This window comes from Streptomyces sp. SID9727 (assembly GCF_010550605.1).
GTDB lineage: Bacteria > Actinomycetota > Actinomycetes > Streptomycetales > Streptomycetaceae > Streptomyces.
Genome location: NZ_JAAGNI010000141.1, coordinates 1 through 10,581, shown reverse-complemented (window position 1 = coordinate 10,581; position 10,581 = coordinate 1). Strand labels below are relative to the sequence as shown.

The 10,581-nt window shown below is 74.1% G+C and carries 10 protein-coding genes and 1 pseudogene; 8 read left to right on the top strand and 3 right to left on the bottom strand.

The window, feature by feature from the left end; genetic code table 11:
- The 6 genes and pseudogenes from G3I41_RS09620 to G3I41_RS09595 form a co-directional block, all read left to right on the top strand.
- A pseudogene (locus G3I41_RS09620) lies at positions 1-302 on the top strand (histidine kinase); the annotation flags it as partial.
- Entirely contained in the window at positions 299-703 is a 405-nt protein-coding gene (locus tag G3I41_RS09615) for a roadblock/LC7 domain-containing protein (RefSeq protein ID WP_164399797.1), read from the top strand. The pseudogene G3I41_RS09620 and the gene G3I41_RS09615, both read left to right, overlap by 4 nt.
- A gap of 98 nt (positions 704-801) precedes the next feature.
- Complete coding sequence (locus tag G3I41_RS09610; RefSeq protein WP_164399798.1) at positions 802-2,010, top strand: ABC transporter substrate-binding protein; 1,209 nt, start codon at positions 802-804, stop codon at positions 2,008-2,010.
- Between the two features lies 1 nt (position 2,011).
- The gene (locus G3I41_RS09605) at positions 2,012-3,994 is read left to right on the top strand and encodes an ABC transporter permease (protein WP_164399796.1); all 1,983 of its coding nucleotides are present in this window, start codon (positions 2,012-2,014) and stop codon (positions 3,992-3,994) included.
- Entirely contained in the window at positions 3,991-4,839 is an 849-nt protein-coding gene (locus G3I41_RS09600; protein WP_164399795.1) for an ATP-binding cassette domain-containing protein, read from the top strand. Before G3I41_RS09605 ends, G3I41_RS09600 begins: the two co-directional genes overlap by 4 nt.
- 10 nt (positions 4,840-4,849) lie before the next feature.
- Positions 4,850-5,578, top strand: a complete 729-nt coding sequence (locus G3I41_RS09595; protein WP_164399794.1) for an ABC transporter ATP-binding protein — start codon at positions 4,850-4,852, stop codon at positions 5,576-5,578.
- Between the two features lie 36 nt (positions 5,579-5,614).
- Here G3I41_RS09595 and G3I41_RS09590 read toward each other — a convergent pair whose 3' ends face one another.
- The gene (locus G3I41_RS09590; RefSeq protein ID WP_164399793.1) at positions 5,615-6,832 is read right to left on the bottom strand and encodes an FAD-dependent monooxygenase; all 1,218 of its coding nucleotides are present in this window, start codon (positions 6,830-6,832) and stop codon (positions 5,615-5,617) included.
- Between the two features lie 530 nt (positions 6,833-7,362).
- Between G3I41_RS09590 and G3I41_RS09585 the strand changes: the two genes are divergently transcribed.
- Positions 7,363-8,595 carry a cytochrome P450 gene (locus tag G3I41_RS09585; protein WP_164399792.1) on the top strand — a complete coding sequence of 411 codons (1,233 nt, stop codon included), beginning with the start codon at positions 7,363-7,365 and terminating at the stop codon, positions 8,593-8,595.
- Here G3I41_RS09585 and G3I41_RS09580 read toward each other — a convergent pair.
- Together G3I41_RS09580 and G3I41_RS09575 are read right to left on the bottom strand one after the other, a co-directional pair.
- Positions 8,543-8,791 (bottom strand): CDGSH iron-sulfur domain-containing protein, encoded by a 249-nt coding sequence (locus G3I41_RS09580; protein WP_164399791.1) that lies wholly within the window; start codon positions 8,789-8,791, stop codon positions 8,543-8,545. The two genes, G3I41_RS09585 and G3I41_RS09580, sit on opposite strands and share 53 nt — an antisense overlap.
- Complete coding sequence (locus tag G3I41_RS09575) at positions 8,775-9,461, bottom strand: HemK2/MTQ2 family protein methyltransferase (RefSeq protein WP_164399790.1); 687 nt, start codon at positions 9,459-9,461, stop codon at positions 8,775-8,777. Before G3I41_RS09575 ends, G3I41_RS09580 begins: the two co-directional genes overlap by 17 nt.
- Positions 9,462-9,693: 232 nt before the next feature.
- Here G3I41_RS09575 and G3I41_RS09570 point away from each other — a divergent pair, with 232 nt between their 5' ends.
- Positions 9,694-10,575, top strand: coding sequence for an SDR family oxidoreductase (locus G3I41_RS09570; RefSeq protein ID WP_164399789.1), 882 nt, complete (start codon positions 9,694-9,696; stop codon positions 10,573-10,575).
- Positions 10,576-10,581: the final 6 nt, after the last annotated feature.

Sequence of the window (10,581 nt, the reverse complement as noted above, 5' to 3'; positions counted from 1 at the left end):
ACGTCGCCGACGCGCCGGCCCCGCACCCCGTGCACGACGAGCCGGCCTCGCGGATCGCGGGCGTCAGCGCGTCCGGCCTGCCGGTCCGCAAGCGCACCGCGCCCCAGCAGTGGCCCGCGCGGGAGAAACGGACCGGTACCGAGCAGCGGTCCGGCGCCGGTGCGCCGCGGCCGACCCCCCGCCGCCGGGACTCCCGGCAGGTCTCCGACGTCCTTGCGGCCTACGCCCAGGGCATCAGCCGGAGCACGAACCCCCGCGGGCGTCCCGCCAGCAACGACGACACCGAACGGACCAAGAAATGACCTCACCCACCGACCTGAGCTGGATCCTGAGCGACTTCGCCGGACGCATCCCGGAGGTCACCCAGGCGATAGCCGTGTCCGTGGACGGACTCGCGCTCGCGTACACCGGCGTGGAGCGCGACGACGCCGACCGGCTGGCCGCCATCGCCTCCGGCGTCGTGAACCTGCTGTCCGCGGCCGCCCAGCTGACCGACACCGACCCGGTGGAGCACAGCCTCACCGCCATGGAGGGCGGCTACATGTTCTCCATGGCCGTCTCCAGCGGTGCCTCGCTCCTGGTCATGACCACCAGGGACGCGGACATCGGCGAGGTCAGCTACATGATGTCCGAGCTGATCAACCAGGTCGGTGACTCGCTGTCCCCCCAGGTCCGTTCCCCGCACTCCTCCCCCACGCACTGACCCGGCCGTCCCCCACGGCCGCAGCGACCCGTCTGCGGAGCCCACAGCCCGCGGTCGGGTCACACCGTTGCCCCACCACTCCCCCGATGAGAGCACCCATGTTCTTCGACATACCCCGCCGCACCCGCCACCGCAGACTCGTCCGGCCCGTCGGTGCCGCCGCCCTCGCCCTCGGTCTGGCCGCCGTCACCGGTTGCAGCAGCGACAGCGGCTCCGGCGACGAGACCGTCAAGGTCGGCCTGGTCGCGTCGCTTTCCGGCACCTACAAGCCGGTCGGCACCGATCTGCGCAACGGCTTCGAGCTGTACCTGAAGACGCACGACAACAAGCTGGGCGGGCGCGAGGTCGAGCTCGTCGTCGCCGACGAGGGCGACGGCCCGCCGACCGCCGTCCCGGCCGCGACCAAGCTGGTCAAGAAGGACAAGGTCGACGTGCTGACCGGCCTGGTCAGCGGTGGCTCGGTCAACGCGGTGCTGCCGCTGGTCGGCCAGGCGAAGATCCCCTTCCTCGGCTCCAACGCCCGTCCCGAGGTCAAGGACCCCGAGTACGTGTGGACGACGAGCTTCATGTCCGACGAGCCGGGCAAGGCCATCGCCCCGTACGTCAAGGAGAAGGTGGACGGCCCGGTCTACGCGATCGGACCGGACTACCAGGGCGGTTACGACGAACTGCGCGGGTTCACCGACGAGTTCAAGCGCGTCGGCGGCAAGCTGGCCAACCCCGACGGCAAGACCAAGTGGACGCCGTTCCCGAAGACCACCAACTTCATGCCGTACTTCGCGGAGATTGCCAAGACCGACGCCAAGGCGGTCTACTGCTTCTACGCTGGCAAGGCCGCGATCGACTTCGCCAAGCAGTACGCGCAGTCCGACGTCGCCGACCTGCCGCTGTACACCGCCTTCGTCACCGAGGGCAGCGTGCTCCAGGCCGAGGGCCAGGCCGCCAAGGACATCTACTCCGTCCTGAACTACGCGCCGGACCTCGACAACGCGGCCAACCGCAAGTTCGCCGCCGACTGGACCGCCGAGCACGACACCCAGCCGACCACGTACGCGATGTCGTCCTACGACGCCGCGGCCGTGCTCGACAAGGCGATCGCGGACGCCGCGAAGAAGGGTGACGTGACGCCGCAGACGATCAACAAGGCCATCGCGAGCCTGGGTCAGATCGACAGCCCGCGCGGCAACTGGGAGTTCAGCGAGAAGGCGCACGCGCCGGTCCAGACGTGGTACCTGCGCCAGGTGCGGCCGGACGGCAACCAGCTGTCCAACGTCATGGTCCAGGACCTGGCGACGCTCGGCGGCTGACATGGATCTGCTCGATGCCCACCTCGTGCCGGCGGTGGACGGCGTGGCCTACGGGCTGCTGCTGTTCGTCGTCGCCGCCGGCCTGAGTCTCGCGTTCGGCACGGCCGGCGTACTGAACCTCTCGCACGGCATGCTGTACGCGATCGGCGCCTACACCGGCGCCGAGCTGAGCGACGGAACCTGGGGCGGCCTCGCCCTCGGGCTCGCGGCCGGTACCGCGGCCGCGGCCCTCGCCGGGGCGGGGCTCTCCGCCGCCACCGTTCCGCTCGCCCGGCGTGGGCATCTGGCCCAGGCCCTGCTGACGTTCGGGATCGCCCTCGTCGGCGGGGACCTGCTGATCCAGTTCTTCGGGGCGGACGAGCTGCCGGTGCGCGTCCCCGGCGCGCTCGACTCCTCGGTCCACCTGCTGGGCCACCGCTACCCCGCCTACCGGCTCTGCTTCATCGCCATGGCCGTCGTCCTGGCGGCCTTCGGTACGTGGGTGCTCACCCGGACCCGGGTGGGCGCGGCGGTACGCGCGTCGGCCGACGACCCCCAGATGCTCGCCGCCACCGGCCACAACCCCCGGGCCGTGCACACCGGTGTGCTCGCGGCGGCGGGCGCGCTGGCCGGCGCGGCGGGCGTGCTCGGGGCGCCGATCATCGGCCCCGGGCCCGGCACCTCCGAGAACGTGCTGATGCTGTCCCTGGTGGTCGTCGTCCTCGGCGGGCTGCGCTCGCTGTGGGCGACGTTCGCCGCGGCGGTCGCCGTGGGCGAGGTCCAGACCCTGGGCGTCTCGGTGCTGCCGGACCTGGCACCGTATCTGCTGTTCGCCGCGATGGCGGCGGTGCTGGTGTTCCGCTCCCGCTTCACGGAACCGGAGACGCACGAGGAGCGGGGCCCGTCCTCCGACCCGGTCTCCCGGCTGCGCCGGCTCCTCGCCGCGCGGTGGGAGAACCGGCCGCGCGCGGCTGCGGCGCCCACTCCGGCGACCCCGGGGCGGCTCGGTGTCCGGCTGCACTCGGCGGGGTGGCGGCAGGCCGTTCCGCTGCTCGCCCTGCTCGCCGTCCTGTTCGCGCTGCCCGGGATGCTCGACGCGTACAGCATCTCGTTGGCCGGGTCGGCCCTGGCGCTCGGACTGCTCGCGGTCAGCGTCACCGTCCTGACCGGGTACGCCGGGCTGCCCACGCTCGGGCAGACCGCCCCGTTCGCCGTCGGCGCGTACGCCACCGCCAACCTGGCCGACGCCGGGTGGACGGTGGGCCCGGTCCAGATCGTCCTGTCGGCGCTCGCGGCGGCCGTGTTCTCGGCGGTGACCGGACCCGCGGTCATCCGGGCCCGGGGCACCACCGTGCTGATGATCACGCTGGCCGTCGGCGAGCTGACCAGTGCGGTGATCAACCAGGTCAAGTCCGTCACCGGCGGCGCCGACGGGCTGGTCGGCTTCCCCGCCACCCAGGCCCTGTGGGGCGGCGAGGGCATGACCGAGGAGCGCGAGCTGTACGTGTACGCGGCAGTCGTCGCGGTCGTCGCCGTCGCCCTCACCCTGACGGTGCTGCGCTCCCCGGCCGGCAAGCTGCTGACCGGGACCCGGGGCGCCGAGGCGCGGATGCGTGCGTCCGGCCACCCCGTGGGGCGCTATCTGCTCGTGGCCCACATCTGCGCGGGCGCGCTGGCCGGGGTGGGCGGCTCGCTGATGGTCACCGTGCAGCAGTACCTCTCCCCCGCCGACGTCGGCTTCGAGATCGCCGCGTTCGCGCTGCTCGCGGTCGTCATCGGCGGTACGACGTCGGTCATCGGTGCCCTCCTGGGCGCCGGGCTGATCGTGTTCACCCGGGACTGGGTGGCCGGCTCCTGGCCCGGCCACGGGCCGTTGCTGCTCGGGGCGCTGTTCATCGCCGCCGTGTACCTGCTGCCGCGCGGCCTGGCCGGTCTGCGCGCCGTCGTCGGCCGACCCGCGCCGGCCACCCCCTCCGTGTCCCCCGCCGGGAAGGTCTCACGATGACGCCCGCAAGCGATGCCGTGGATCCGGCCCCCGTGCTGGTCCTCGACCACCTCACCCGCAGGTACGGCAGCCTCACCGCCGTGGACGACGTCGCGCTGCGGCTGCCCCCGGGCGCCCGGCACGCCGTGATCGGCCCCAACGGCGCCGGCAAGACGACCCTGCTCAACCTCATCGCCGGCACCGACCGGCCGGACCGGGGCACGATCGCGCTGAACGGTGCGGACGTCACCCGGGCGTCCACCGCGAAGCGCAGCCGGCTGGGCATCGCGCGCAGCTTCCAGCAGCCGTCCGTGATCGGCGAGCTGACGGTGCTGGACAACATCGTGCTGGCCGGCTGGGCGCACCACCCGAAGCGCCGGGGCGCCTGGCGCAGCCCGTCCCGCTACCGGCTGCACACCGAGTCGGCGGGGCGGCACCTGGAGACCGTGGGGCTCGCGCACCTGGCGCACCGGCCGGCCTCCGAGCTCTCGCACGGGCAGCGCCGCATGCTGGACCTGGCCGCGGCCCTGGCGGGCGATCCGCGCCTGCTGCTCCTGGACGAGCCGGCGGCCGGGCTGACCGACGGTGACATCGGCCGGCTGCTCGACATCCTCGGGGCGCTGCCCGAGAGCGTGGCGGTCGTGCTGGTCGAGCACCATGTCGAGGTCGTCGCCCAGGTCGCCACGTCGGTCACCGTGCTGGCGGCCGGCCGCGTGCTGGTGACCGGGCCGACCGGGGAGGCGCTCGCCCACCCGGAGGTCCGCGACGCGTACCAGAACACGGCGCCGGTGTCCGGTGAGGCGCCGGACCTGGTCACCGGCAGCGCGCCGGACCCCGTCACCCGCAGTCCCGAAGCGAGAGGATGACCGACCCCCGATGCTCGAACTCACGGGCCTGACCGCGGGCTACCACGGCGGCACGGTCCTCCACGGCCTCGACCTGTCCGTGCCCGCCGGCACGGTGCACGCCGTCGTCGGCCACAACGGCGCGGGCAAGACGACGCTCGTCCACACCGTCGCCGGTCTGATGCGCCCGGACGCGGGCACCGTACGGCTGTCCGGCCGGGACCTGACGGGACAGCCGGCGCACCGGATCGCCCGCGCCGGGATCGGCCTCGTGCCGCAGGGCCGCCGGGTCTTCGCGCATCTCAGCGTCGCCGAGCACCTGCGCCTCTCGCACCGTCCGCCGCGCCGGGGCGACGCCTCGCGGCCGAGTGTGTGGACGCCCGAGCGGGTCCTCGATCTGCTGCCGAGGCTGGGCGAGCGCCGGGGCAACCGGGGCACGGACCTGTCGGGCGGGGAGCAGCAGATGCTGGCCCTGGCCCGGGCGCTGCTCGGTTCGCCGAGCGTGCTGCTGCTGGACGAACCGACGGAGGGCCTGGCCCCGGCCCTGGTCCGTCAGGTGCACGACCTGGTGACGACGCTGGCCGCCGAGGGCATCGCCGTACTCCTGGTGTCGCCGAGTCCGGCGACGGCGGCCGGGTGCGCGGACACGCTCACGGTCCTGACGTCGGGCCGGGTGGCGCTGCGGCTGGACGGGGCGGAGGCCCGTGAGGACCCGACGGCCCTGCACGCGGCGCTGGAGCTGGCGCCCGCGGCGTCCTGACGGGCGCGAGGGGGCGTCACCCCCTCGCGCCCGTGGTCACTTCGCCTTCAGGCTGTGGCCGCCGAAGCCGCTGCTGCGGTCGGAGCCGCTGTTCTGGTCCTGCCACCAGGCGTCGAACTCGGGCTGCTGCATGGCCGGCCAGTCCGGGGTGTTCTCGACCTGGGTGCTGCCCATGCGGCGGGCGAGGGCCACCATGGCGGAGCCGACCGCGCCGCGCCCGGCGTCGTACCGGTCCAGCACGTCCTTCCAGCTGTCCCCGGCGGTCCAGGCCGCCTCCAGCGCGGTCGCGTCCTGGAGCGCCTTCACGCTTCCGGCGCCGACGTGCGGGCGGGCGACGCTGGCGGCGTCGCCGACGAGCGCCATGCGGCCCGACGTGTAGTGCGGGACGACCAGGTCGTAGATGGGCTGGATGAACGTGGTCTCGGCGGGCGTGCCGAGCACCTTGTCGGCCCAGAAGGGCGGGAAGGTGTCGGCGACGAGGGCGCGCAGCCAGTCGGTCAGCTCGGAGTTGAGGCGGCCGGGCGGGAGCGAGGTGGGGGTGCGCAGGTCCGGGTGGAGGCCGTCGGTCCGCGGCGGCGTGGTGTAGAGCACCCAGTTGAGGCGGTGGCCGCCGGCGCCGTCCGGGATGCGGTAGATCATGCAGTGGCCGCCGGGGAAGACGATGTTGTGGGCGTCGAGCCCGTCCGAGGGCAGCCCCTCGACGTCCTCCGAGGCGCCGCGCCAGCCGATGTAGCCGGCGTATTCGGGGCTGATCCCGGGGAACATGGCCTCGCGGACCACGGAGCGGTAGCCGTCGGCGCCGATGACGAGGTCGAACCGTTCCTCGTGGCCGTCGGCGAGCCGCAGCGTCACCCCGTCGTCGGCCGGCTCGACGGAGGTGACGACGGCACCGGAGCGGTAGTCGACGCCCTCGGGCACCCGGCTGCGCAGCTCGCTCCACAAAGAGCCCCAGTTGTAGGCCCGGAACGGGAACGGCTGCCGCCCGAAGCCCCGGCCGTGCGGCGCGTCTCCGTCGCGTACGCTCCACACCCGCCGGTTCAGGGGCGCCCAGGGCATCTCGGGGGCGACGTATCCGGCCTCTCTCAGCTCCTCGTAGCGGTCGCTCTGGAGGGCGATTCCGACGCCCCGGTCCCGGAGTTCGGCGTCGGCGCGCTCGAAGACGGTGACGCGGTCCGCTCCGGCGCGCGACACGGCGAGGGCCGTGGCACACCCCGCTATGCTCCCGCCGACCACGGCGATGCTGCCTCCACGCATGACTGGCTCTCCACTCACTTGATGTGCCGGCTCGATGCGCCGGCCGTCCCGCCCGGCCACTCCCCCGCCGGGGCCCGGCGCGGAAGTGCGCTCGCATGGGCGCTGGTCGACCCGCCCCTCGGCGGTCGCGGGCCCGCACCGAATCCTACGAGGGTCGTTCCGCGCGCGAGCGGCCAGGTGGTTCCGCCTTCCGGCCACCGATACATCGTCAACAAGCCGCTTGCGGGCGCTCCTTGGCGATTTCTGACTACTGTTCCCTCATGTCCCCCTCGCCGGTCAACTGCTCAGCGACCGCCCGGCGCCCGGTCCCGGCATCGGCCGCGACGCGCTCCGAGGACGCCTCGCCCCCGCCTCGGCTGAACGCGCGGGCTCCGGCGCTCGCGCGGCCGGTGGAACCGTCCCCCGCTGGTGTCCGCGAGGACCCCGTGACCGGACCGGTGGTGATCGCGCTCGTGCCGGCGGCCGGGCCCGTTCCACCGGGCGCTGGACTCACTCCCCACGTCTTACCCGCCTCCCATTGAAGGAGCCCCATGTCCGAGCAGCCGATCATCGTCCTCGACCCTGCGGGCACCGACCGCCACGCGGAGTACCGGGCGCTGCGCGAGCGCGGTCCCGCCACTCGCGTCGACGTCCTCGGGGTCACCGCGTGGTCCGTCAGCGACCCGGTCCTCCTGAAGGAGCTCCTGACCAGCTCCCAGGTCTCGAAGGACGCCCGGGCGCACTGGCCGGCGTTCGCCGAGACGGTGGCCACCTGGCCGCTCGCCCTGTGGGTCGCGGTGAACAACATGTTCACCGCGTACGGCGGCGACCACCGGCGGCTGCGCCGGATGATCTCTCCCGCGTTCAGCGCCCGCCGCGTCCAGGACCTGCGCGTCTCGGTGGAGAAGATCGTCTCCGAACTCCTGGACGGCCTCGCCCGCCGGCCCGCCGGCGAACCGGTCGACCTCCGCGCCGAGCTCGCCCACCCGCTGCCGATCGCGGTGATCGGCCGGCTCATGGGCGTCCCCGAGGACCAGCTCGACGGCTTCCGCTCCAAGGTCGACGGCGTCTTCGACACCACCCTCACCGTCGAGGAGGCCACCGCCAACACGGCCGCCCTGTACGAGGCGCTCGGCCGGCTCATCGCCTCCAAGCGGGACCTGCCGGGCGACGACATGACCTCGCTCCTGCTCGCCACCCGCGACGACGAGGGCGACGGCGGCCGCCTCAGCGACGAGGAGCTGCGCGACACTCTGCTCCTGATGATCTCCGCCGGCTACGACACCACGGTCAACGTGATCGACCAGGCGGTCACCGCACTGCTGACCCGCCCGGAGCAGCTCGCCCACCTCCGCGAGGGCCGCGCCGACTGGAACGACGTGGTCGAGGAGACCCTGCGCCACGAGCCCGCGGTGAAGCACATCCCGATGCGCTTCGCCGTCTCGGACATCCCCCTGCCCGACGGACGGAAGATCGCCCGGGGCGAGGCGATCCTGGTCTCCTTCGCCCCCGCCAACCGCCACCCCGACTGGCACGGCGAGACCGCCGACGACTTCGACGTGACCCGAGCCGCCAAGGACCACCTGGCGTTCGGCCACGGCGTCCACTTCTGTCTCGGCGCCCCGCTGGCCCGCCTGGAGATCGCCACCGCCCTGCGTCAGCTCTTCGAGCGCTTCCCGGAGATCCGTCTCGCGGTCCCCGCCGAGGACCTGCTCCCGCTCCCGTCGCTGATCAGCAACGGCCACCAGGCCCTTCCGGTCCGCCTTCGCCCGACGGCGGGCTGACGGGCCGCCGGTGACGGCGGTGGCTGGTGTCGCACCAGGGGTACATCCGGCTGCGGCGGCAGGTGCAGACGGCCACGACGAAGCGGTCGGAGGTGACGGTCGAGCCGTCCTCCCGGACGATCTCGACCGGCCCCTCGATCAGCACCGGACCGCCCGGCTCGATGGTGAGGCGGCGGGGTTCAGGGGCGTTCGGCACGGATGACCACCAGTTCCTCGGTGTTGTCGTGGGGACCGAGCAGTCCCTGGGCGCGGAGCCACGGCAGGCGCTCGGTCATGACCGGCCCGAACGGGATGGAGGTCCGGTGCGTGACGGCGGCGCGCAGGCCGCTCGCGGTCAGCCGGGCCAGGGTCTCCTCCGCACCGCACAGCCCGGAGTGGACGAGGAGCAGCACGCCGCCCGGGTGGAGGGCGTCGTGGGCGTGGGCGCAGATGCGGTCCAGGGCCTGCCGGCCGCAGAGCCCGGCGTCCCAGGCGACCTCGGGGCCGTGGCCCCGGGTGCGGCGCGTGTGGGGGGCGGGGACGTACGGGGGGTTGCTCACGATCAGGTGGAAACGCCGGCCGAGGACGGGGCCGGTGAGGTCGCCGCGCAGGACCTGGACGCGGTGGCCGGCGCGGGCGGCGTTCAGGCGGGCGGTCAGGACGGCCCGCCGGGAGATGTCGATCGCGGAGACCCGGGCCCCGCCGCGCGCCGCCAGCAGGGCCAGTGCGCCGCTGCCCGTGCAGACGTCGAGGACGTCCATGCCGGCGGCCGGACCCTCGGCCCGGAGCGCGCGCGCCAGCAGGTGGGTGTCGGCCTGCGGGGCGTACACGCCGGGCAGGGTCCACAGCCTGCCCAGGTCGACGGGCGGTGCGGCGGTAGTCGTCATCCGAATCCTCCATGAGGGGGAAGGCGGTCCTCGTTCTCACCGGCGCGGGCTCATCCAGACAAGCGTGGCCGGGACCGCCGCCCGCCGCGACCCGAGCGATGGTCCCCCGCCTCCTGCCCCGCCCCCGTCGCCGCATGCGGGGCCGTTTCCGCCGCGCACATCCGGCACCCCCGGGTGACCATGGCCGGAACAGGGCACGCCGGCCCTCCCGGCACCCGCGAAGGAGAGTCCCGTGACTGACCGGAAGCACCTGCTGAGCGGCCGTACGGCCGTGGTGACGGGCGGGGCGCGCGGCCTGGGCAAGGCCGTGGCGCGGGAGCTGGCCGCCCGGGGCGCCCGGGTGGCGCTGCTCGGCCTGGAGGAGGAAGCGCTCGCCGGGGTGGCCGCCACGCTCCCCGCACCCTCCGGGCACTGGCACGTGGACGTCACCGACGACGCGGCGATGGCCCGCGTCGCCGACGAGGTACGCCGCCGGCTGGGCCCCGCCTCGGTGGTCGTCGCCAACGCGGGCGTGGCCGAGGGCGGGCCGTTCGCGGAGTCCGACCCGGCGAGCTGGCGGCGCGTGATCGAGGTCAACCTGATCGGCAGCGCGGTCACCGCCCGGACGTTCCTGCCCCAGCTCCTGGACACCCGGGGGCACTACCTCCAGATCGCCTCACTGGCCTCCATGGGGGCCGCGCCGATGATGAGCGCGTACTGCGCCTCCAAGTCGGGCGTGGAGGCCCTGTGCCACTCGCTGCGCGCGGAGCTGGCGCCGCGCGGCGTCGGCGTGGGCATCGCGTACCTGAACTGGATCGACACCGACATGATCCGGGACGCCGACCAGTACCCGGTGCTCCGGGAGCTGCGCGCCCATATGCCCCCGCCGGCCCGGAAGACCTACCCGGCGCCCTACGTGGCCCGGCGCGTGGTCGCCGCGATCGAGCGGCGGTCACCTTCGGTGTACGTCCCGGGCTGGCTGCGCGGCGTCCAGGCCGTGCGGGCCGGGCTGCCGGGGGTGGTCGCCCTCGCGACCCGCAAGGAGCTGAACCGCTCCGAGTTCACGCCCACGGGCCTGCTGGGGGCCGGTGGGCGCGCGGCCGGGTCGGCGGGCGGCCCCGCGCGGCCGGACTGACCCGGC

What these genes read in the sequence shown, in the direction of transcription:
- G3I41_RS09610 (WP_164399798.1), top strand. Translation starts at nt 802, where the DNA reads ATGTTCTTCGACATACCCCGCCGCACCCGCCACCGCAGACTCGTCCGG.
- G3I41_RS09615 (WP_164399797.1), top strand. Translation starts at nt 299, where the DNA reads ATGACCTCACCCACCGACCTGAGCTGGATCCTGAGCGACTTCGCCGGA.
- G3I41_RS09590 (WP_164399793.1), bottom strand. Translation starts at nt 6,832, where the DNA reads ATGCGTGGAGGCAGCATCGCCGTGGTCGGCGGGAGCATAGCGGGGTGT.
- G3I41_RS09595 (WP_164399794.1), top strand. Translation starts at nt 4,850, where the DNA reads ATGCTCGAACTCACGGGCCTGACCGCGGGCTACCACGGCGGCACGGTC.
- G3I41_RS09585 (WP_164399792.1), top strand. Translation starts at nt 7,363, where the DNA reads ATGTCCGAGCAGCCGATCATCGTCCTCGACCCTGCGGGCACCGACCGC.
- G3I41_RS09575 (WP_164399790.1), bottom strand. Translation starts at nt 9,461, where the DNA reads ATGACGACTACCGCCGCACCGCCCGTCGACCTGGGCAGGCTGTGGACC.
- G3I41_RS09600 (WP_164399795.1), top strand. Translation starts at nt 3,991, where the DNA reads ATGACGCCCGCAAGCGATGCCGTGGATCCGGCCCCCGTGCTGGTCCTC.
- G3I41_RS09605 (WP_164399796.1), top strand. Translation starts at nt 2,012, where the DNA reads ATGGATCTGCTCGATGCCCACCTCGTGCCGGCGGTGGACGGCGTGGCC.